The organism is Lysobacterales bacterium (assembly GCA_019634735.1).
Lineage (GTDB): Bacteria > Pseudomonadota > Gammaproteobacteria > Xanthomonadales > UBA2363 > Pseudofulvimonas.
Genome location: JAHCAT010000016.1, coordinates 77,724 through 99,521, shown reverse-complemented (window position 1 = coordinate 99,521; position 21,798 = coordinate 77,724). Strand labels below are relative to the sequence as shown.

The 21,798-nt window shown below is 72.0% G+C and carries 20 protein-coding genes; 17 read left to right on the top strand and 3 right to left on the bottom strand.

Going from position 1 to position 21,798, the window contains the following annotated elements; all coding sequences use genetic code 11:
• The first annotated feature begins 78 nt into the window (after window positions 1–78).
• The 7 genes from KF823_14475 to KF823_14445 all read left to right on the top strand — a co-directional run bounded on the left by KF823_14475 (window position 79) and on the right by KF823_14445 (window position 6,143).
• Complete coding sequence (locus tag KF823_14475) at window positions 79–732, top strand: 50S ribosomal protein L25/general stress protein Ctc (GenBank protein ID MBX3727112.1); 654 nt, start codon at window positions 79–81, stop codon at window positions 730–732.
• Between the two features lie 57 nt (window positions 733–789).
• A complete protein-coding gene (gene pth, locus KF823_14470; protein ID MBX3727111.1) occupies window positions 790–1,371 on the top strand; it encodes an aminoacyl-tRNA hydrolase in 582 nt (193 codons plus the stop codon).
• A 127-nt stretch (window positions 1,372–1,498) separates the two neighbouring features.
• Entirely contained in the window at window positions 1,499–1,918 is a 420-nt protein-coding gene (locus tag KF823_14465; protein MBX3727110.1) for an SRPBCC family protein, read from the top strand.
• Window positions 1,919–2,019: 101 nt separating this feature from the next.
• A complete protein-coding gene (locus tag KF823_14460; protein ID MBX3727109.1) occupies window positions 2,020–2,676 on the top strand; it encodes a glutathione S-transferase family protein in 657 nt (218 codons plus the stop codon).
• A gap of 2 nt (window positions 2,677–2,678) precedes the next feature.
• Window positions 2,679–3,332 (top strand): peptide-methionine (S)-S-oxide reductase MsrA, encoded by a 654-nt coding sequence (gene msrA, locus KF823_14455; GenBank protein MBX3727108.1) that lies wholly within the window; start codon window positions 2,679–2,681, stop codon window positions 3,330–3,332.
• A complete protein-coding gene (gene mrcB / locus KF823_14450; protein MBX3727107.1) occupies window positions 3,329–5,701 on the top strand; it encodes a penicillin-binding protein 1B in 2,373 nt (790 codons plus the stop codon). Before msrA ends, mrcB begins: the two co-directional genes overlap by 4 nt.
• A complete protein-coding gene (locus tag KF823_14445) occupies window positions 5,655–6,143 on the top strand; it encodes a hypothetical protein (protein ID MBX3727106.1) in 489 nt (162 codons plus the stop codon). Before mrcB ends, KF823_14445 begins: the two co-directional genes overlap by 47 nt.
• 268 nt (window positions 6,144–6,411) lie before the next feature.
• On the opposite strand, the gene KF823_14440 is transcribed toward KF823_14445, so the two are convergent.
• Window positions 6,412–6,771 carry a hypothetical protein gene (locus tag KF823_14440; protein MBX3727105.1) on the bottom strand — a complete coding sequence of 120 codons (360 nt, stop codon included), beginning with the start codon at window positions 6,769–6,771 and terminating at the stop codon, window positions 6,412–6,414.
• 510 nt (window positions 6,772–7,281) lie between these two features.
• On the opposite strand from KF823_14440, the gene KF823_14435 reads away from it, so the two are divergent.
• The 5 genes from KF823_14435 (at window position 7,282) to KF823_14415 (ending at window position 14,828) form a co-directional block, all read left to right on the top strand.
• Entirely contained in the window at window positions 7,282–8,772 is a 1,491-nt protein-coding gene (locus KF823_14435) for an AAA family ATPase (GenBank protein ID MBX3727104.1), read from the top strand.
• 11 nt (window positions 8,773–8,783) lie between these two features.
• The gene (locus tag KF823_14430) at window positions 8,784–10,769 is read left to right on the top strand and encodes an ATP-dependent DNA helicase (protein MBX3727103.1); all 1,986 of its coding nucleotides are present in this window, start codon (window positions 8,784–8,786) and stop codon (window positions 10,767–10,769) included.
• Window positions 10,766–11,794 carry a class I SAM-dependent methyltransferase gene (locus KF823_14425; protein ID MBX3727102.1) on the top strand — a complete coding sequence of 343 codons (1,029 nt, stop codon included), beginning with the start codon at window positions 10,766–10,768 and terminating at the stop codon, window positions 11,792–11,794. The genes KF823_14430 and KF823_14425 overlap by 4 nt, the downstream gene beginning before the upstream one ends.
• Window positions 11,791–12,540 (top strand): pseudouridine synthase, encoded by a 750-nt coding sequence (locus KF823_14420; GenBank protein ID MBX3727101.1) that lies wholly within the window; start codon window positions 11,791–11,793, stop codon window positions 12,538–12,540. Before KF823_14425 ends, KF823_14420 begins: the two co-directional genes overlap by 4 nt.
• 185 nt (window positions 12,541–12,725) lie before the next feature.
• A complete protein-coding gene (locus KF823_14415) occupies window positions 12,726–14,828 on the top strand; it encodes a hypothetical protein (GenBank protein ID MBX3727100.1) in 2,103 nt (700 codons plus the stop codon).
• A gap of 30 nt (window positions 14,829–14,858) precedes the next feature.
• On the opposite strand, the gene KF823_14410 is transcribed toward KF823_14415, so the two are convergent.
• Entirely contained in the window at window positions 14,859–16,142 is a 1,284-nt protein-coding gene (locus KF823_14410; GenBank protein MBX3727099.1) for a lytic murein transglycosylase, read from the bottom strand.
• 146 nt (window positions 16,143–16,288) lie between these two features.
• Here KF823_14410 and KF823_14405 point away from each other — a divergent pair, with 146 nt between their 5' ends.
• Window positions 16,289–18,187, top strand: coding sequence for a beta-propeller domain-containing protein (locus KF823_14405; protein MBX3727098.1), 1,899 nt, complete (start codon window positions 16,289–16,291; stop codon window positions 18,185–18,187).
• A gap of 55 nt (window positions 18,188–18,242) precedes the next feature.
• Here KF823_14405 and KF823_14400 read toward each other — a convergent pair whose 3' ends face one another.
• Entirely contained in the window at window positions 18,243–19,025 is a 783-nt protein-coding gene (locus tag KF823_14400; protein ID MBX3727097.1) for an enoyl-CoA hydratase/isomerase family protein, read from the bottom strand.
• Between the two features lie 178 nt (window positions 19,026–19,203).
• Here KF823_14400 and KF823_14395 point away from each other — a divergent pair, with 178 nt between their 5' ends.
• The 4 genes from KF823_14395 to KF823_14380 all read left to right on the top strand — a co-directional run bounded on the left by KF823_14395 (window position 19,204) and on the right by KF823_14380 (window position 21,678).
• Complete coding sequence (locus KF823_14395) at window positions 19,204–19,911, top strand: FKBP-type peptidyl-prolyl cis-trans isomerase (GenBank protein ID MBX3727096.1); 708 nt, start codon at window positions 19,204–19,206, stop codon at window positions 19,909–19,911.
• 93 nt (window positions 19,912–20,004) lie between these two features.
• Window positions 20,005–20,202 carry a DUF1289 domain-containing protein gene (locus tag KF823_14390; GenBank protein ID MBX3727095.1) on the top strand — a complete coding sequence of 66 codons (198 nt, stop codon included), beginning with the start codon at window positions 20,005–20,007 and terminating at the stop codon, window positions 20,200–20,202.
• Window positions 20,195–20,821: a CoA pyrophosphatase gene (locus tag KF823_14385; GenBank protein MBX3727094.1), complete on the top strand. Its 627-nt coding sequence runs from the start codon at window positions 20,195–20,197 to the stop codon at window positions 20,819–20,821. Before KF823_14390 ends, KF823_14385 begins: the two co-directional genes overlap by 8 nt.
• Window positions 20,818–21,678: a sulfurtransferase gene (locus KF823_14380; GenBank protein MBX3727093.1), complete on the top strand. Its 861-nt coding sequence runs from the start codon at window positions 20,818–20,820 to the stop codon at window positions 21,676–21,678. The genes KF823_14385 and KF823_14380 overlap by 4 nt, the downstream gene beginning before the upstream one ends.
• Window positions 21,679–21,798: the final 120 nt, after the last annotated feature.

The following is a 21,798-nucleotide window of genomic DNA, read 5'->3' as shown; positions in this document are numbered from 1 at the left end:
GGAACCCGGCTCCCCTGGTCGCGGGGGAGTCGAACCACCGCCGCGAGGCGGTTCATCACTGCAAAGCGAGTCAAGACAATGTCCGAACACAACATCTCGGCGACCAGCCGCAAGGACGAGGGGAAGGGTGCGAGCCGCCGCCTGCGTCATGCCGGCCTGATCCCCGCCGTCATCTACGGTGGCGACGCCGCCCCGCAGAGCATCCAGCTCGAACACGAGAAGACCTGGCTGGCCAGCCAGCACGAGTGGTTCTATTCGTCGATCCTCGACCTGAACGTCGATGGCAAGGTCCAGAAGGTCCTGCTGCGCGACCTCCAGCGCCACCCGTTCAAGCAGATCCTCATGCACATCGACTTCCAGCGCGTCGATGAGAACAAGGCCCTGCGCACCGCCGTGCCGCTGCACTTCGCCAACGAAGACAAGTCGCCCGCCGGCAAGTCGGCCGAAGTCGTCGTCACCCACGAGCTGAACGAAGTCGTGGTCGAGTGCCTGCCGAAGGACCTGCCGGAGTTCATCGAGATCGACCTGTCGGCCCTCGACGTCGGCCAGATCGTCCACCTGTCCGATCTCAAGCTGCCGGCCGGCGTGTCGATCCCGGAACTGAAGCTGGGCAAGGAGCACGACCTCACCGTCGTCATCGCCAAGCACGGCAAGGAAGAGGCCGAAGCCGCCGACGCTCCGGCCGCCGCCGAAGTGCCGGCCGCCAAGGTCACCAAGAAGGACCAGAAGTAATCGCCAGGCGACGGCGCGCCTCCGGGCGAGCCGTCGCCGCGATCTTCGCGACTTCCGATGGCAGGCCTGCGCCTCATCGTCGGGCTCGGCAATCCCGGCCCCGAACACGCCAGAACCCGGCACAACGCCGGGTTCTGGTTTGTGGACGCCCTCGCGCAGCAGTGCGGCGCGCGTTTCGGGCTGGAAAGCAAGCTGTTCGGCGAGACCGCCAAGGTCGAGATCGCCGGCCAGTCGGTCTGGCTGCTCAAGCCGGCCACGTTCATGAACCTCAGCGGCAAGTCGGTCGCCGCCGCGCTGCGCTACTGGAAGATCGAGCCGGAGGAGATGCTGGTCGCCCACGACGAACTGGATCTTCCGCCCGGTGTCGCGCGCTTCAAGTTCGACGGCGGCCACGGCGGCCAGAACGGACTGCGCGACATCGTCCGCCTGCTCGGCCACGGCAAGTTCCACCGCTTGCGCGTCGCCATCGGCCACCCGGGGCACAAGGACAAGGTCACCCCGTGGGTGCTGGGCCGGCCTGGTGCCGACGACGAGGCGGCGATCCGCGGTGCCATCGAGGAGGCGGTGCACGCCACCCCGGGCATGGTCGAAGGCGGCTTCGAGCGGGCGATGAAGGACCTGCACACGCCGCGCACCTGAACGGCCGGCCACCTTGATGCCGGGACTCGTGGCGAGCGGACCGCGCCCCGGCGAGAATGCCGGCGACTCCGGATCATCCATTGCTTGCGCCATGACAATGCCCCCGCCGCCGGTCGCACGCGCGACCATGCTCATCCGACGACCCGTGTCGGTGGTTTTCGCGGCCTTCGTCGATCCGGCGGTCACCACGCGCTTCTGGTTCAGCCGCGCCAGCGGCCGGCTAGAGCCGGGCGCCAGGGTGACGTGGTTCTGGGACCACTGCGGAGCATCCGGCGAAGTGCTGGTGCGCGATTTCGATCCGGACCGACGTCTGCTCATCGAGTGGCCGACGCCGGTCGAGTGGCTGTTCGAAGCCCACGGGACGGAGGCCACCTTCGTAAGGATCGCCGCCTGGGGCTTTGAGGGTGACCCGGAGACCCAGGTCGCCCAGGCGCTGGACTCGACGGAGGGCTTCAATCTGGTTCTCGCCGCCTGCAAGGTCTGGCTGGAGCACGGCATCAATGCTCGCCTGATCGTCGACAAGCAGCCGGCGGACGGGCAGGCATGAGGCCGGGCAGGGCAGCGCCGGCCGTGGCCGGTGCGCAAGTGTCGCCTGCCGGCCGTGTTCCGGCAGCCTGCTAGCATCCGCGACATCCTCTGGAGACCCGCATGACCCGCTACCGCCTGGTGATCGGCAACAAGAACTACTCGTCATGGTCGCTGCGGCCGTGGCTGTTCCTGCGCCACCACGACATCGCCTTCGAAGAGGTCCGGCTGGCGCTGGACAGCGAGGAGTTCCGCACCCGCATCGGCGACTTCTCGCCGTCCGGCCGGGTGCCGGTCCTGCACGATGGCGAAGTGGTGGTCTGGGATTCCCTGGCTATCCTCGAGTACCTGGCCGAGCGCCATCCGCAGGCGCACGGCTGGCCGCAGGACCCCGCCTCGCGGGCCCTGGCGCGCAGCGCCAGCGCCGAGATGCATTCGGGGTTTCCCGACCTGCGCGGCGAGCTGCCGATGAACTGCAGCCGGCGCGGTCCGCTGCCGCAGATCGGCGCCGGGGCACGTCGGGACATCGACCGGGTGCAGGCGCTGTGGCGCTCGCTGCGCGCCCGCCATGCCGGAGTCGGTCCGTTCCTGTGCGGCCACTTCGGCATCGTCGACTGCATGTTCGCGCCGGTGGCGATCCGCTTCACCGGCTACGCGGTGCCGGTCGATGGCGAATGCCGGGCGTGGATGGACGCGCTGCTGGCGCTGCCGGCGATGCAGGAGTGGATCGCCCAAGGGCGCGCCGAATCCGAGCGCCTGGCAAAGTACGAGGCGATCTGAGCATGGCCGGCATCGGCGCCTTCGGACAACGCATGGTGGAGCCGGCGCAGGCGCTGCCTGGCCGGGCGGAGGCGATGCCGGTGCCGTCGCGCCACCGTGTGCTCGATGCGCCGCTGGACGATGCCTTCCCGGGCCTGGCCCGGATCTGGTTCGGGATGGGCTGCTTCTGGGGCGCCGAGCGCCTGTTCTGGACGCTGCCCGGCGTGGTGTCCACCGCGGTGGGTTACGCGGGCGGCTACACACCCAATCCCACCTACCGTGAGGTCTGTTCCGGGATGACCGGCCATGCCGAGGTGGTGCAGGTGGTCCACGACCCCGCGCAGATCGGTCTGTCCGACCTGCTGCGCCGCTTCTGGGAGGGGCATGACCCGACCCAGGGCATGCGCCAGGGCAACGACCTCGGCAGCCAGTACCGCTCGATCATCCTGGTCGCCGACGACGGCCAGGCTTCGCTGGCGCGGGCCAGCCTGGCGGCCTATCAGCAGCGGCTGGAGGCGGCCGGGCTGGGCGCCATCACCACCACGGTCGAGCGGCTTGGCGCGTTCTGGTTTGCCGAGCCCGAGCACCAGCAATACCTGGACCGCCACCCAGGGGGCTACTGCGGACTGGGCGGCACCGGCGTCGCCTGTCCCCTCGGGACCGGCACCGCCGCATGACCCTGGCCGGACTGTCGCTGCGCAGCTGGCTGCTGCGTGCCGTGCTGCTGGCGATCGGCCTGGCGATCGGCTTCCTGTCGGCGTGGGCCTGGTACCTGGACCGCCAGATCGCGCAGCGCTTCGCCGAGTTCACGGTCACCGTGCAGCCCAGCAGGGTCTATGCGCGCGCCATGATCCTGCGCCCCAACCTGGCGATGACCCCTACGGCCCTGCTGGCCGAGCTGGCCGCCGCCGGCTACCAGGAGGACGGCCAGGCACTGCGTCCCGGGACCTTCGCGCGCGAAGGCGAGGGTGGCTTCGTGGTGCAGACCCGCAGCTTCGTGGATCCTTCCGGAAGCTGGCCCGAACAGCGACTGCGCATCGCCCTGGCGCGCGGCCGGGTCGCCGCGCTGGCCGATGGTGGCGGCCGGACGCTGGCGGAGGCGCGCATCGATCCGGCCCGCATCGCCACCTTCTACGGACCACGGCAGCGCGAGCAGCGGCCGCTGCGCCTTGTGGAAATGCCGACCCTTCTGGTCGCCGGCGTACAGGCCGTCGAGGACCGCGACTTCAAGCGCCATCGCGGCCTCGATCCCCTGGCCATCGTGCGCGCCGCATGGCGCAACCTGACCAGCGACCGCACCCAGGGCGGCAGCACGATCACCCAGCAGCTGGTGCGCAACCTGTTCCTCGGGCTGGAGCAGACCTGGACGCGCAAGGTCAACGAAGCGGTGCTTTCGGTGCTGATCGAGGCGCGCCAGGACAAGGGGCGCATCCTCGAGCTCTATCTCAACGAAGTGTTCATGGGCCAGCACGGCGGGCAGTCGGTGCACGGCATGGCCGCGGCGGCGGAGTTCTGGTTCGGGCGCGAGCTGCGCCGCCTGGGCGTCGCCGAGATCGCCCTGCTGGTCGGCCTCATCCAGGGCCCCTCCTGGCTCAACCCGCGGCGCCACCCGGCACGGGCCAACGCCCGGCGCGACCTGGTGCTGCGGCACTTCCGGGAGACCGGTCTGATCGACGAGGCCGAGTACCGCCATGCCCTGGCGCAGCCGCTGGCGGTCACCGAGCGCCCCGGGCTGGCGCGGAACCTGCATCCCGCCTTCCTGGACCTGGTCCGCGCCCAGCTCGGCCGCGACCTCGACGCCGACATGCTGGGCAGGGAAGGCCTGGCCATCCACACCACGCTGGCGCCCGCGGCCCAGGCAGCTGCAGAGTCGGCGGTCCAGGAGGCGACCGCCAGGTTGCGCAACGCCGACCAGCTCGAGGCCGCCGCGGTGGTGACCGATCCCTGGAGCGGCGACGTGCTGGCAGCAGTGGGGGGGCGCGACGTGCGCAATCCCGGATTCAACCGCGCCTTGCTGGCGCAGCGCCCGGTCGGCTCTCTGGCCAAGCCGTTCGTCTATCTGGTCGCGTTGTCGCAGCCGTCGCGCTGGTCGCTGGCAAGCCCACTCGACGACGTGCCGATCCGGGTGCCTCTCGCCGGCGGCCGCAGCTGGGAACCCAAGAACTTCGATGGGCGCAGCACCGGTCGCGTGCAGATGGTCGACGCCCTGTCGCGCTCGTTGAACCTGGCCACCGTCCACCTTGGCATGTCGATCGGCGTCGACCAGGTCGCGAGCCTGGTGGGATCGGTTGCCGGCGGCATGCGGGTGACCCCGAATCCATCGCTGCTTCTTGGCGCGCTCGACCTCAGTCCCGCCCAGGTCGCGCAGCTCTACGGGTTCCTGGCATCGGCGGGTCAGGCCAGGCCCTTGCGTGTGGTCACCGGCGTGCTCGACGCCCGTGGCCGCGCGCTGGCGCGCCTGCAGCCCGCCCAGGCGCGCGCCAGCCACCAGGCGGCGGTCGCCCTGGTTGGCCATGCATTGCAGGAGGCCGCCCGCACCGGGACGGCACGGGCGCTTGCCGGCTCGACCCTGGCGCCGTTCGCGCCCGCCGGCAAGACCGGTACCAGCAACGATGGGCGCGATGCCTGGTTCGCCGGTTATACCGGCAACCTGCTGGCGGTCGTGTGGGTCGGCAACGACGACAATGCCGCACTGGGCTTGACCGGCACCGGTGCGGCGCTGCCGGTCTGGACCGACCTGATGCGCCGGCTGCCGCAGGTGCCGCTGTCGGTGGACAGCCGTGCGGCGATCGACTGGCAGACCGTCAACGCCGACGGCGAGGCCCGCCCGCCGCGCTGCCCGGATACCCGCCTGCTGCCCTTCGTGCCCGGCCATGCGCCGGCGCTGCCGCGCTGGGGCGGCTGCATCGACAACGGCATGGGCGACGTGCTCAGGAACCTTGGTGGAACACGCAATGAGGACGATGATGAAGCAAGCAACCAACCGGTACGCCAGGACGATGAGCGGCGCCCTCGCCGCCGCTGGTTTGGCCGCCTGCGCGACTGAGCCGGTGCGCGCCCCGGCACCCGTGGCGGCGGCTGCGCCGGTCAACGTGCTGGCGGTGATCCGGGACGGCGCCGCCGCCTATCGCGGCGAGTTCCAGGTGGAGCTGGTCCGTGATGCGGCGGTGGTGGAGGCGATCGAGACCTCTGCGCAGGCCGAGATGCGCGGCGACCGCCGCGCCGCCGAACGGGCTCTGGAGGCGGTGCTGGACGACCCCGAGGCGCGCCAGCGCTACGCCGAACTGCTGCTCGCGCGCGGCGAGGCGGCGCGCGCCGAAGCGCTGGCCCGCGAGGCCTGGGAAGCCGGCGCCAGGGTCGGCGAGTGGTGCGCGCGCAGCTGGCTGACCATCGCCGAGGCGCGGGTCCTGCAGAACGCGCCCAATGGCGCGGTGCAGGCGCGCGAGCGCGCACAGGCCTGCATGCCGCCCCGGGTGGACCGCTACTGAGCGGGGGGATCGGCACCTCGCGGCAGGGCGCGGCCGATCGCCAGGACCGCCCGTGTTGTGCGGTGGAGAACGGCGGTCCTGGTGGCTCGCCGGTCGCCCACCCGGGCGCGTGGCCGTTCGGGATCAACACGCGCCGCGGGCTGGCCGCAGCCGCAGTCGCCCGGCCAACCCTTGCCGTGACAGCCACGCTGCGGATGGGAGCCCGTCCGGACCTGCGCCAGACGGGTGACTTGAAAAACGACCAGGAAGGTCGTTTTTCAACAAGCTGCTAATCCTCGCTGTTGCGTGCCTCGAAGCGACGAACCGAAGCGACCCGCGCTTCCAGGAAGTTGAGGTCGCGGATGCTGTCCCAGGTGTCGGCGAGGATTTCGGCATCCTCGCTGAGCGGGTGACAGGCCAGTGCGACCCGCACGGCACGTTCCAGGTCGCGTTGTGCGGCCGGCTCACGACCCAGCGCGCGCAGGTGGAACAGGAACTGCACGGCATCGCCCAGCGTGATGATCATGGAGTCGACATCCATGCCGAGCGGCACGGCGGGCACCGGGGTGCCGGGGCGGCATCGCCGGCGCACGTCGGCCAGGTCCACCACTTTGGCACCCGTCACCGGGACCTGCTCACAGGGCTCCATGCGTCGCCTCCTCAGCGCTGACCGGCGCAAGGATGCCGCGGACCGGTCGCACAGGTTGAGACGTGGATCACTCCATCGGGTCGCTTCGGGGCGTGGCCTGATCCAGGGTCGCGCCCGGCGCGATGGGGCGTCGAAGGGACGGATGTGCGTCTGTCCGGGCGGCACATCGGCATCGGTCCGGTGCCCACCGCGGCCGCTCCGGCGCGGGGCGGATGCGGCACTCGGCCCCGCACGGGCAGGTGCGGGACGACATGTGACACTCTAGTAGCGTCTGCCGGGCGATGGCGGCTGCCGCCGGAATGGGGTCTAATCGCGGCCGAAAGTGTGCCGCGCCGTCCGGTGCCTGCCGTCTGGCCTGGCGACACGCCAGCCGGTGTGGTCGGCGCCTTGCGTTGCCGAGGCGGCGGCCCGGGGACGGATCGCGCGGCGCGGACGGTTCCGGGGCGGCAGCCGGCACCGTGGAGTCATCCGGGCGTGTCCGGATGTGGACTGCCCCTGACAAGGAAGACGATGCCCGAGAGCAACGACCTGGCGGCGCTGCTGCGTGCCGACACCCCGCTGCTGGTGATCGAGACCCCGGACGAGGCCCGGGTGGTCGACCTGTTCCGGCATGTCCTGGGCAAGGTGCTTCGACCTCTGTACCGCTGGAGCATCACCGGGGGGCTGTCGCGCCTGGACCTCGACCTGGAGGACGCGCTCACCGGCACCGCGCCCGACGTCGGCTCCACCCTGGCGGCGATCCGGTCCGCCCGGCAGCGCAGCGTCTTCCTGCTGTTCGATTTCCATCCCTACCTGGGCTATCCGGCCACCGTTCGCAACCTGCGCGAGATCGTGCAGCGCCACGACTGCGCGGCGCACGTGGTGGTGATGGTCGGCAGCCGGATCGAGCTTGCCCCGGAGCTGGAGCGGTTGGCTCTGCGCGTCCCGATCAGCCTGCCATCGCCGGAGGTCCTGCGCCGGATCGTCGCCGAGGAGGCGGCCCGGTACGCGCGCGAACACGACGGCCGCCGGGTGGAGGTCGACCCGCAGGCGCTGGCAGCGATCATCCGCAACCTGGGCGGTCTCGATGCCGTCGAGGCCAGGCGCGTCGCCGCACGCCTGATCTTCGACGACGGCGTGGTCTGCGCGCGCGACGTGCCGGCCGCCAACCGCATGCGTTTCGAGTTGCTCAACCGCTCCAGCCACCTGCACTTCGAGGGCGATGCCGCGGGCATGGACGATGTCGCCGGGCTGGCGCGGCTCAAGCACTGGGTCGCCCAGCGACGCCCGGCGCTGGCCGCGGTCGAGCCCCTGCCGGGCCTGGACCCGCCGCGCGGCATCCTGCTGCTGGGCGTGCAGGGCTGCGGCAAGTCGCTTGCCGCCAAGGCGATCGCCGGCGGATTCGGGCTGCCCTTGCTGCGCCTGGATTTCGGTGCGCTGTACGCCAAGTACCACGGCGAGACCGAGCGCAACCTGCGCGAGGCCCTGACGGCGGCCGAGGCGCTCGCGCCCTGCGTGCTGTGGATCGACGAACTCGAGAAGGGGCTGGCCAGCAGCGCCGGGGATGGCGACGGCGGCGTATCGCGCCGCGTACTGGGCCATTTCCTGACCTGGATGGCCGAACGGCGCTCGCGGGTGTTCATGGTCGCCACCGCCAACGCCGTGCAGCAGCTTCCGCCGGAACTCCTCCGCAAGGGAAGGTTCGACGAGATCTTCTTCGTCGACCTGCCCGACGCGACGGTGCGGGCCGAGATCTTCGCGCTGCACCTGGCGCGTCGTGGCCTGGCAACGGACGGCTTCGACCTGCCGGCGCTGGCCGTTGCGAGCGACGGCTTTTCGGGCGCCGAGATCGAGCAGGCAGTGGTCGCCGGCCTGTATGCCGCCCACGCCGTCGCCCGGCCCCTCGACCAGGCCCTGCTGCTCGCCGAGCTGGCCGCGACCCGCCCGCTCTCTATGCTGATGGCCGAGCAGGTGCAGGCGCTGCGCGACTGGGCGGCCGGCCGCACGGTGCCGGCGCACTGACCCGCCGGTCGATGGCCGTCAGCGACCCCGAACCCGGATCGGCCCCAACCGCGGCGCAGGTGCTGGGCAGCGAGGGCGCCTTCGCGGCAGCCCTTTCGGGGTTCTCGCCCCGATCGGCGCAGCTGGCGCTGGCTGCAGCAGTGGAACAGGCGGTCGCCGATCGCGGCCTGCTGGTCGCCGAGGCCGGCACCGGCACCGGCAAGACCTACGCCTACCTGGTCCCGGCACTGCTTTCAGGTGCCCGGGTGATCGTCTCGACCGGCACCCGGGCCCTGCAGGACCAGCTGTTCCTGCGCGATCTGCCGCGTGTGTGCCAGGCGCTGGCGGTGCGGCCGCGCACCGCCCTGCTCAAGGGGCGCGGCAACTACCTGTGCCTGTACCGCCTGGACCAGGCCTGGCGCGAGGGTCGCCACGCCCGGACGGGCGACGTCGCCGTCCTGCAATCGCTTCGCGAGTTCGCCGGTCGCAGCCGCGATGGCGATCTCGATGCCTTCCCGGCCCTGGCCGAGGACGGTGCGCTCAAGGCGCGGGTCACCTCCAGTCGCGACAATTGCCTGGGCGGCGAGTGTCCTCAGTACGGCGACTGCTTCGTGGTCAAGGCACGGCGCGCCGCCCAGGAGGCCGACCTGGTGGTGGTCAACCACCATCTGCTGCTGGCCGATTTCGCGCTCAAGCAGGAGGGCTTCGGCGAGATCCTCCCCGGCGCCCATGCCTTTGTCATCGACGAGGCCCACCAGTTCCCCGAGACCGCCTCGCTGTTCCTGGGCAGCGCACTCAGCGATCACATGGTGCGCGAGCTGGGCACCGACCTGCTGACCGAATGCGGCCAGGTGAGCGGTGCGCTGGCGGTCGCCACCGCGCCGCTGCAGGCGCTGGAGACCGCCCTTCGGGGCCTGCGCCTGGCCCTGGATGGGCTGCCGGCACGCGGCACCGCGGCGCAGGCCCTGCAGCGCGACAGCGTGGTCGACGGCCTGGCCGCGCTGGCCGTGGCGCTCGACGACACCGCGGCCGTGCTGTCAGGACTGGAGGGGGCGAGCGCCGGCATGGATGCGCTGGGCGAGCGCCTGGACACCCTGCGGCAGCGCCTGGCGCGCTGGCGCGAGGCGGCCGACCCGGTCGAGCTGGTCGATGCCGATCCCGAGCCGATCTGCGCCGCCGGCGACGACGCCGTGCGCTGGTACGAGCTCAGCCAGCGTGGTTTCCGGCTGAGCCTGACGCCCTTGTCCGTGGCCGCGCCGCTGGCACAGTTCCGCGCCCAGTCGCGGGCCGCGTGGATCCACGTCTCGGCGACCCTGGCGGTGGCCGACGACTTCCGGCTGTTCCAGGCCCGCACCGGCCTGTTCGACGCGCAGACCCTGCGCCTGGACAGCCCGTTCGATTATCGCCGGCAGGCGCTGCTGTACCTGCCGGGCGACCTGCCCGAACCCAACCATGGCGCCTGGCTGGAGGCGATGGCGCAGGCGCTGGCCGGCCTGGTCGAGGCCTCGCGCGGACGCGCGCTGCTGCTGTTCACCTCGCACCGGGCGCTACGCTACGCCGCCCAGGTCCTGGCCGAGCGCGTCGCGCTGCCGTTGTTCGTGCAGGGCCAGGCCGGCAAGCACCAGCTCCTGGAAGCGTTCCGGGCCAGCGGCAACGGCGTGCTGCTCGGCGCCGCCAGCTTCTGGGAGGGCGTCGACGTGCCCGGCGAGGCGCTATCCCTGGTGGCGATCGACAAGCTGCCGTTCGCGCCGCCCGACGATCCGGTCCTGACCGCACGGCTGGCGGCCGTCCGCGCCGAGGGCGGCGACCCGTTCAACGACTGGCAGGTGCCCCAGGCCGCCTTGCTGTTGAAACAGGGGGTCGGTCGCCTGATCCGCAGCGGCGAGGACCGCGGCGTGGTCGCCCTGCTCGACCCGCGCCTGCGCGGCAAGGGCTATGGCCGGCGCATCCTGGCGGCGCTGCCGCCGATGCCGGTGGTCGACGACCTCGGCAGCGTGCGCGACTTCCTGGCGCCATGACCCTGCCCGGCGATCCGGAACTGGCGGCGCTGGCCCACGCGCTGGACAGCGGCGCGCTGCCCCTGTCCGACCCTGCCCGGGTCGCCGTGTTGAACGCCAGGCCCGGATCCGGGCTGCCCCTGCCAGGCTGGCGCCTGTTCCAGGACGATGCGGCGCTTGCCGCGGCGCTGCAGGCGCAAGGTGGCCAGGTGGCCGGAACGGACGCCGTGCAGGGCGGTTTCGATTGCGCGGTCGTGCTGGCGCCACGCAGCCGGGACCTGTGCCGCATCCTGCTGGCGCGCGCGGCCAGCGTGTCCGCCGCTGGCACGGTCGTGGCGGTGGCTGGCAACCAGTCGGGCGCCGGCGCCCTGCAGACCGACCTGAAGGCGCTGGCCGGCCCGCCGTGCAGCCTTGCCAAGCATCGTTGCAAGGTGCTTTGGAGCGCGCCCGGTGCTGCGGTGGACAGCGAACTGCGCGCCCGCTGGGCCGCCCTGGATGCGCCGGTTCGGAACGCGGAAGGCTGGTGGAGCCGGCCGGGCCTGTTCGCCTGGGACCGCGTCGATCCCGGTTCCGCCCTGCTCGCCGCGAGCCTTCCTGCCGACCTGTCCGGCAGCGCAGCCGATCTCGGCGCGGGTTTCGGTTTTCTGGCCGGGTCGCTGCTTCGACGTTGTCCGGCGATCGCCAGCATCGACCTGTTCGAGAGCGACCGCCGCGCCCTTGACCCTGCCCGCCTCAACCTGGCGGCGTGCGCCGGGGGTCGCCAGGCGCGCCTGCACTGGCACGACGTGACCGCCGGCATTCCGGGCCGTTACGACCTCATCGTCAGCAACCCGCCGTTCCATGCCCGCGACCGCGCCGACCGGCCCGAGCTGGGCCAGGCCTTCATCGCCGCTGCCGCCGCCGCCCTGGTGCCCGGCGGCAGCCTGTGGCTGGTCGCCAACCGGCATCTGCCCTACGAGGCCATCCTGGCTGCACGCTTCCGGGACGTGCGCGTGGTCGCCGAAGAAGCCGGATACAAGGTCCTGCAGGGCGAGGCGCCCCGATGAAACTGCTGCGGCGGGTCGCCAACCTGGGGTATGGCAGCCGCAAGCAGGTGCTGGCGCTGTTCCGGCAGGGCCGGATCACCGACGCCGGAGGGCAGGTGCTCTACGCGGACGACGACGTCGATCCGCAGGGGGTGCGACTGGACGGCGAACCGCTCGATCCGCCGCCGCCACTGACCCTTGTATTGAACAAGCCGGTGGGCGTGGTGTGTTCGACGCGCGGTCCGGGTCCGCTGGTGCATTCGCTGTTTCCGCCGCGCTTCGCGTTGCGCAGTCCGGCCCTGGCCTCTGTCGGCCGGCTCGACCGGGAGACCGGCGGCCTGTTGCTGCTGACCGACGACGGCCAGCTCCTGCACCGCATCATCTCGCCGCGCGCGAACGTGGAAAAACTCTACGAGGCCGAGCTGGCCGAGGACCTGCGCGGCGACGAAGGCGACCTGTTCGCCAGCGGAACGCTGCTGCTCGAGGGCGAGACCCGGCCCCTGGCGCCGGCGTGCATGCTGGCGCTGGGCCCGCGCCGGGCGCGCCTGGTGCTGACCGAGGGTCGCTACCACCAGGTCCGCCGGATGTTCGCGGCCACCGGCAATCACGTGGTGGGCTTGAATCGGCTGGCGATCGGCGCGCTGGAGATGGACGGACTGGCGCCGGGCCAGTGGCGGGTGGCCTGTGGCAACGACCTGGATGCGCTGTTCCGCCCATGCGCGACCACTGCGGCCTGCCCGGGAGGCACCGTCCTGCCAGCGCCCTGACCGGTGTCGGGCGCAGGCCAGGAAGGCGCAGGACGCACGCGACCTCATGTCTGCGCGTCCACGCGGGCTTCCCGGCCCGTGGCGCTGCCACGCGCCGCCAGCACGGTATCTGTCCGCCGGACGCGGTTGACCGGCCAGGAAGCGGCACCTATGGTGAACCGCCCGGCAGTTTCCCAAGAACGACCATGAGCAACCTTCTGAATGGCAAAAAAGCGCTCACCACCGCCTTGCAATGCACCGCATCGATGGTGGCTGCGCTGGCGCTGATGCTTGCATCGGCGGGCTTGGCTCAGGCCGGCGTGGCTCCAACCCAGGGACACGCAGGACACTGGGTATCGCCAGGCCGCAGCGGTGAGGGGTGGTCCCTGGAAATGCTTGGCGGAGGCCAGGCCCTGCTGTACTGGTTCACCTACGATGGCGAAGGCGCGCAGCGCTGGCTCACGGCCGCCGGGCGGATCGACCAGGACGGCGACGGCTGGTTCCTGGCGTTTCCGCAACTGGTCGCCCACCGGGGCGCGCGTTTCGGCGCCGGATTCGATCCGGCAGATGTCGAGCGCCAGGTGGTCGGATCCGCCCGCATCTCCTTCCAGGATTGCCAGCGGGGGCTGTTGAGCTACCAGGCCTATGGCGAGCAACGTGCGCGCGATCTGGCGCGCCTCGCGCCGGCCTGGGGGACGCGCTGCGAGGCGCCATTCGGCCGGCCTGGCGAGGAGACCTCGGCGTTCGCGGGACAAAGCGGCTCCTGGTACGCACCCGACCGCAATGGCGAAGGCATCACTCTGCAATGGATCGGTCCGCGACAGGCGCTGCTGACCTGGTACACCTACGATCTTGCAGGCATGCCCTATTGGATCACCGGCGTCGGTGAGCCCGGCCCGCACGGGGGACTGGTCTTCGAGGGCGTGCATACCGCGACCGGCGCGAGGTTCGGCGATGCTTTCGATTCGGGCCAGGTGCGTCGCACGGTCTGGGGCGACATCGAGCTGGCCGTCGGCTGCGATCTCGCCACCCTGCGCTACCGGTCGATGGTTGCCGGCTATGGGGAGGGCACTCTACCCCTGCAACGGCTGACCGCTTTGCAGGGGATGGGCTGCCCCTGGCGTCCGCCCGGGCTGGGCGACCGCGCCAGCATCGAGCTGCTCGAACTGCCCTCGCGCATCGACGGGCTGGCTGGCGTCCAGGTCGTGCCCCTGCAGGCCTTGTTCGACGGCAACGGGAACATACTGGCAGTCGTCGGCATCGGCGATGGGGCCGGCACGCTTCGGGTGCTCAGCCTGGCTGCCGGCCAGGACCGGTGGCATCGCCTGGGATCCCTGCACCCAGACGGGATGATTCTGGTGGATTCGGCAGGAGATGCCGTGGTCGCCACCGAGCGCTTCGACGAGTTTCGCAGCAGACCGGTGGCCTGGGTCGAGGGCGAGTGGCGTGCCTTGCCCGACGGCCCCGGCGACTGGTCCCGGGCCACCGGCCTGTCCGCGCACGGTGGCGAGGTGCTGGGCGTCGGTCGCAGCAGCGCCACGGCGCCGCTCCAGGGCTGGCGCTGGGACCCCGAGCAGGGGACGCGCTGGTTGCCGCGCTCCAGCGGCGACCTGCCGGCCTTGACACGGGAGGAGCCGCGCTATGCCCTTTCGTCGGACCGCAGCCTGTTCGGGGTCCGGATCATCCCCGTGCACGGACCCTTCATGGCCCCGCCGTCGGCGGCCCTGATCACCTGGCCCCCGGACCAGGGACCGCCGGTGCCGGTGCTGGCACCCGATGGCCGTCAGCTCTACAACCCGGTCGGCTGTGGTCCCGATTGCTCGGTGATGTTCGGCCACCACAGCCGCGCCCCGGGCATGCAGGTGCTCGACGCCTTCGCGCCGTGGTACCGGCTTGGGGATGGCCAGGTGGTGCGCCTGGGCACCCTGACCAGCAATCCCAGGGAGACCTGCGAACTGACTGCGATCGATGCGGCGGCCACCGTGGCGGTCGGCAACTGCGCAGAACGCTTCTACTTCGAGTCGGATGGCGTATCGCCGGTCCCGCAGCCCCTCGGTGCGCCGATCGATGCAGCCCTGTGGACCGCCGATACCGGCATGGTGTCGATCCGCACCGCGGTGGCCGCTGCAGGATACGACGTGTCCACGTGGGTCGACGTGTCGGCGCTGGCGATCTCGGCCGACGGCGAGCGGATCCTTCTGCGCGGCACCCGGTCCAGTGCGACCGGCGTCCAGCCGGTGCCATTGCTGGCCCAGGTTCGGATCCGCGCGGATCCGGCCTTCGGCGGCACCTCGGCGGCAAGACCCTGAGCCGGCGCCCGCCATGACTTCGCCCCGAGGTCAGGGCGCTGCCGCCTCCTGGAGCGCGGCCAGCACGCGCTGGCCGGCCCGGCCATCGGCGGGCTCGAGGCCCAGCCGGCGCTGTTCCTCGACGATCGCCCGCCGGGTCAGCGTGCCGATCAGGCCGTCGGCCTCGCCGATGTCATGCCCGCGCGCCAGCAGCAGGGTCTGCAGTTGCCGGCGTTCGGCGCGCGACAGGCCGGGGTCGTCGGTCGGCCAGGGCGTGACCGGCAGCGGACCTGCGCCGCGCAGGCGCTCGGCGAGCAGGGCGATGGCGAGCGCGTAGCTCTCCGCGGCGTTGTAGGAGAAGATCGCGTCGTAGTTGCGCAGCACCAGGAAGGCGGGGCCGTCGCGTCCGGTCGGTGCGATCACCGCGGCCTGGACGCCGGCCTCGAAGCCCGGTCCGACCAGTTCGCGGCCGTCCAGGCGGCGGACCCCGCGCGCCTGCCAGGTCGACACCGGCGCCTTGTTGCGGCGCCCGGCCCTGGCCAGGTCGAGGCTGGCCGGCAGCCGCACCTCGACGCCCCAGGGCTGGCCGGTGCGCCAGCCGGCCTGCCTGAGGTAATTGGCGGTCGATGCCAGGGCGTCGTCGACGCTGTCGACCAGGTCGCGGCGGCCGTCGCCGTCGAAGTCGACGGCGATCCGCTGGTAAGTGCTGGGCATGAACTGGGTCTGCCCGAACGCACCGGCCCAGGAGCCGGTGAGGTCGCGGTCGACCAGGTCGCCGGACTGCAGCAAACGAAGGAGGGCGAACAGTTCGCCCCGGAAGAACGGCTGCCGGCGGCCGGCGCAGGACAGCGTCGCCAGCGAGCGCAGCAGGGGACGCTTGCCGGTGATCCGGCCGAAGTCGCTTTCCACGCCCCAGACCGCGACCACGGTGGCCGGGTCGACGCCGAAGCGCGCCTCGATGCGTGCCAGCAGCGCGCTGTTCTGCTGCAGGGCGGTGCGGCCGTCGTCGACCCGCTCGTCGTCGACCAGGCCGGCAAGATAGTCCCACAGCGGCGTGGTGAACTCGGGCTGGGCGTCGAGCAGTTCCAGCACGCCGGGATCGGGCGCCAGCGCAGCGGTGGTGCGATGGAAGAAGTCGGCGTCGATGCCGGCGCGGGCCGCAGGCGCGGCCAGCCCGGCCAGGCAGCGCTGGAAGACCTCGGCGCCCTCGTCGGCCAGGAGCGGACCGGGCAGGATCGAGGCAAGTGCCAGCAAGGCAAGCCCGGGGGCGGCCAGGCGACGTCCTGCCGCGAACGCGGGTCGGGTCGGATGCGGGGCGCGCGTCGAGTAAGGCATGGTGTCGTTCGGGTGACGGTCGCCACAGCTTAATGCCCTTGCCCGACCGCAACCGTCGACCCCATGAACGGCCCTGCCGCGTTGCAGGCAGGTATCCGACCCGGTGCGCGGCGCACGGCGGGCGAAGGACAAGGCAGGAGTCAGGCATGGCAGGCAGGATTGGACGGGTTCTGGTGGTGGCGCTGGTGGTGGCAGCCTGCGGTCAGGGCGGTGTCCCTGGATCGGTGGCTCCGGCCAGTGCGGCACCGGCGGGCAACGGCCTGCCCGCCTTCGCCGACGAGGCGGCATGGCAGCGCTGGCTGGCCAGGGTCCAGGCAAGGGCGCGCATGCAGGCGCGGCGTCGAAGCGCGATGGTGGTGGCGGAGGCAGTGCCGGCGTCGCCGCCAGCGCCGGCGGCCGGGGCCGCCGCAGAATCGATCACCAATGTCCAGACCGCCGGCGTCGACGAGGGCGGCATCGTCAAGCGCCACGGCGAGCATCTGGTGGTGCTGCGCCGCGGCCGGCTGTTCACGGTGCGGGTCGGCGGCGATGACCTGGCACCGGTGGCCATGGTCGATGCCTTCGGGCCCGGGGTCGACCCGGGCGGCGCCTGGTACGACGAGATGCTGGTCGGCGGCGACACCGTGGTGGTGATCGGCTACAGCTACGCGCGCGGCGGCACCGAGCTGGTGCTGTTCGACATCGACGCGGCGGGCGGGCTCCGTCACCGCGACACCTACCACCTGCGCAGCAACGACTACTACTCGGCGAACAACTATGCGAGCCGCCTGGTCGGCGACACCCTGGTGCTGTACACGCCGTTCCGGCTCGGCGGCCACGATGCCGCCGGCAGCCCGCTTCCCGGGCTGCGCCGCTGGCGTCCCGATGCGGTACCCGGCGACTTCCGGCGCATCCTGCCAGCGACCCGCATCTTCCATGTCGACGATGGCCTGGACCTGCCACCGTGGAGCCTGACCCTGCACACGGTGACGCGCTGCAACCTGGCGGCGGCGGTTCTGGACTGCTCGGCGACCGCCGTGCTGGGGCCGCCGGGCCGGGTGTTCTACGTGTCCGCCGACGCCGTCTATGTATGGACCACGCGCCACGACCGCCAGGGGCCGAACCGGTCCGTGGTGGTCAGGATGCCGCTCGACGAGGGGACGCCTTCGGCCCTGCTCGCGCGGGGTGTTCCGTTCGACCAGATGTCCTTCCTGCAGGGCGACGATGGCCACCTGAACGTGCTGGTTTCCGAGGTCGGCGGGGGCGAGGGCATGTGGGGCGGCCAGTCCGGCAGCGGCGAAATCGCTTTGTTGCGAGTGCCTTTGGCGCACTTTGGCGATGGTCGAGCAGCGGCACCGGCGTCCGCCTACCGGCGGCTGCCCGACCCGGGCCCCGGTGCACGCAGCAATCGCTACATCGGCGACTGGCTGGTCTATGGCAGCGCGCCGTGGCCATGGCAGGGCGCGGGAAACGAGAAGCCGGGACGCACCGTCCACGCGCTGAGGCCGGCGGCGCGCGACGCGGTGCATACGATCGATCTCGGTCATGGCGCCGAGCGCATCGAGGCGCTGGCAGGACACGCGCTGGTGGTCGGCAGCGCCAAGGGCGACCTGCACTTCAGCAGCCTGCGACTGGAGGCCGGCAGCGCCGCCCTGGCCTCGGTGCTGGTCAGGCCAGGTGCGGCGCAGGGCGAGCGGCGGACGCACGGCTTCTTCTATCGCCCGCACTCGGCGCAGGACGGGATCATCGGCCTGCCGGTTGTCGGCCCCGGTCGTAGTGATGGCCGGGTGGCGCACCGGCATGGGTCGGCCGTGGTGGCCTACCTGCGCAATCGCGATCTGGCGCTTTCCCCCGCCGGCGAGCTGATGGCCGATCCCGAGGTCGCCGTCGACGACGCCTGCCGCGCCAGCTGCGTGGACTGGTACGGCAACGCGCGGCCGATCTTCATCGGCGAGCGCGTGTTCGCCCTGCTCGGCTATGAACTGGTTGAAGGGCGCATGGCGGCCGAGCGCATCGTCGAGCGCCGGCGCGCCAGCTTCTCACCAGGAGCGTCCATCGCCCAATGAGGGCAGCGCGGAGGGCTGCCGCAGGGCGCAGCACGGTCGGATGCGGCGGCAAGCTTCAGCGCCCACTGAACTGCGGCGACCGCTTTTCCAGGAACGCGCTGGTGCCCTCGCGCATGTCAGCGGTGCTGGCCAGCACCGCGAACAGCTGGGTCTCGTAGTCCAGGCCCTGGTCGGTGGCCATGTCGGCGCCCAGCACCACGGCGTCGATGACGCCGCGCAGGGCCTGGGGCGCCATGCCGGCAAGTCGGCTGGCGAGCGCCATGGCGCCCGCCGTCAACTCGTCGGCGGGCAGCACCTGGTTGACCAGGCCGAGCTGGTGGGCGCGGGCGGCGGCGATCGGCTCGCCCGCCAGGCACAGCTCCAGGGCTGCGGCGCGACCGGCCAGACGGGGCAGGCGCTGGGTGCCGCCGAAGCCGGGAATCAGTCCCAGCTTGACCTCGGGTTGGCCGATCTTCGCGGTATCGGCGGCCAGGCGCAGGTGCGCGGCCATCGCCAGTTCAAAGCCGCCGCCCAGGGCGAAACCGTTCAGCACCGCGACCACCGGCTTGCCCAGGCGCTCGATCGAGCGCATCAGGGCCTGGCCGCGGCGCGAGAAATCGCGCAGTTCGACGGGGCTGAGGCCGGCCATCTCGGCGATGTCGGCCCCGGCCACGAAGGCCTTGGCGCCCGCCCCGGTCAGCAGCACCACGCGTACGGCGTCGTCCTGGGCGGCCTGCGCGAAGGCCACCGACAACTCGGCGATGACCTCGCGGTTCAGCGCGTTCAGCTTGTCCGGGCGGTTGATGGTGAGGGTGCGGACGGCGCCCTCGTCGGCGCTCAGCAGGGTGCGGTAGCTCATCGCGGGGTCCGTGTCGGTCGAAAGGGCGATTGTAGGCCGCGGCCGGCCGGCGGGCAGCGCGATCCTGCCGATCGGCCCTGCTTGAACGCAGGCCAACCGGCGCCACCGCGGCGCCGGGCCGCTTCCACTACACTTGCCCGCTGATTCCCAACCGCGTCGCACTCCCAGGAGGTTCTTCATGCTGTTCCGTCGTGCCGCGCTCGTGCTTGCGGCCCTCTTCGCCACCGCCGCCGCCGCCCAGGACCCGCAGTCGGGCGAGCGTCCGGCCATCCCGGCCACCGACAAGAACAAGCTGAGCTACGCGATCGGCTACGAGCTTGGCTCCGATTTCCGCGACAAGAGCGCGGACATCGACGTCAACACCGTGATCCGCGCCATCCAGGACGCGGCTGCCGGTCGCAATCCCACCGTACCCGCCGAGGAGATGCGCGCCAACCTGATGGCGTTCCAGGCGCGCATGCGCGAGGAGGCGGTCGGCCGCCTGCGCCAGCTCGCCGCCGAGAACAAGACCAAGAGCGATCGGTTCATGGCCGAGAACCGCTCCAAGACCGGCATCCAGTCGCTCCCGAACGGCATCCAGTACCGCGTCATCGAGGCCGGCAGCGGCCGCAGCCCGACCGCGCAGAGCGAGGTCAGCATCCACTACCGCGGCTCGATCGCCTCGACCGGGTTCGAGTTCGACAGCTCGTTCGCGCGCGGCCAGCCGGTCACCTTCAAGGTCGACGAGGTCCTGCGTGGCTGGCAGGAAGTGCTGCCGCGGATGAAGGTGGGCGACCACTGGCAGGTGTTCCTGCCGCCGGAACTGGCCTACGGCGAGCGCGGCCAGCCGCCGATCGGTCCGAACGAGGCGCTGGCCTTCGACATCAAGCTCATCGAAGTGAAGTAAGCCGCACCCCCCCGGGGCACGGCCAGCCGGGGCGGAGCGATCCGCCCCGCTGCGTTTCCGGGCCCCGGACCCGATCCGCCATCGAGTCGCAACGTGTCCCTACCCGCCATCCCTCCAGCCATCCTCAGCCCGTGCACCGGCGTCTGCACGCTGGACGACGAGGGCTACTGCGCTGGCTGCCTGCGCACCGGTGCGGAGATCGCCGGCTGGGCCAGCATGGGCGAACCGGCGCGGATGCGGATCATGGAGGTCGTGCTGCCGCGCCGCGAGCAGGAGCGCGGCCATGCCTGAGACGCTGGCACCGCCCTGGCCGGCGCTGACCGAGCGCCTGCTGCCGCTGGCCGGCGATCCGGACCTGCCGGCGGACAACCTGGCGGCCCTGGAGCGCTGGTGGGGCGGGCCCCGACCCTTGCGGCCAGCCGCGGTCCTGGTCGGCCTGGTGCCGCGCCCGGACGGCCTGCATGTGCTGCTCACCCGCCGCCAGGAAGGCATGACCCATCACGGTGGCCAGGTCAGCTTTCCGGGTGGCCGGATCGACGCGGGCGACGCCGATGCGGTGGCCGCGGCGATCCGCGAGACTCAGGAGGAGGTCGGCGTGTCCGCCGGCCAGGTTCGGCCGCTGGGGCGGATGGAGCCGCTGGCGACGGTCAGCGAGTATCTGGTTCAGCCCGTGGTGGCCAGGGTGGATCCGGGCTACCGGTTGCGCCTGTGCGCCGGCGAGGTCAGCTGCGCTTTCGAGCTGCCGCTGGCGCTGGCCGCCCGAAGCGAGCTGTGGCGGCCCTATCCGCTGCCGCGCCCGGGCCTCGACATCGAGCTTCGGGCCCTCGAGTTCGAGGGCCACACCATCTGGGGCGCCACCGCGATGATCCTGGAACGCCTGCTCGGGCGGCTGCGGGGCGTGCCCCTGTGAGCTTTCCCGACACCCTGGTGGCTCCCGCCGGGGTGGCCGCACGCCTGGGCGATCCCGACCTGGTGGTGCTGGACTGCCGCTACGCGCTGGCCGACGCCAACGCCGGCTGGCAGGCCTATGGGCGCAGCCACCTGCCGGGCGCGCGCTACGCCCACCTCGACACCGATCTCAGCGACCTGGGCCGATCCGGACTGGGCAGACACCCGCTGCCCGACCCCGGCGTTTTCGCGGCCATCTGCGGCCGATGGGGGATCGGGCCCGATACCGATGTCGCCTGCTACGACGACGCCGGCGGTGCCCTGGCGGCGGCGCGGGCCTGGTGGCTGCTTCGCAGTTGCGGGCACCGCCGGGTGGCGGTCATCGACGGGGGCTGGGCCGCCTGGACCGGCGCCGGCCTGCCGGTGGCGGACGACAAGCCGCCGCGCAAGATCGGCGATCTGCCGATGCTCCCCTCCACCCTTGGCAGGGCCTGTGAGGAGGCCGGCGCGCTGGCGGCGGCGCTCGCCAGAGGAGAGATCCTCCTCCTGGATGCCCGCGCGGGGCCCAGGTTCCGGGGCGAGGTCGAGCCGATCGACGCGCGGGCCGGCCACGTGCCGGGCGCCCGCAACCGCCCGTACTCGGCCAACCTGGCGGCCGACGGCGGCTTCCTGCCGGCCGCCGAGCTGCGCCGGCAGTTCGAGGCCCTCCTGCAGGGTCGTGCGCCCTCCCAGGTCGTGCACATGTGCGGCTCGGGCGTCACCGCCGTGCACAACCTGCTGGCGATGGAGCACGCCGGCCTGCACGGCTCGCGCCTGTACGCACCCTCGTGGAGCGGCTGGATCACCGATCCGGCGCGCCCGGTGGCGACCGGCGACTGAGCGGCCGCTGGGTCAACTGCTGCAATCCCCGCACCGCCAGGGAGGGTCTGAGCAAGGCGGTCCTGGTCTTGATCGGACTCGCCGGGCCCGGCACATGTCCGTGTCCGGCTCCTATGCATC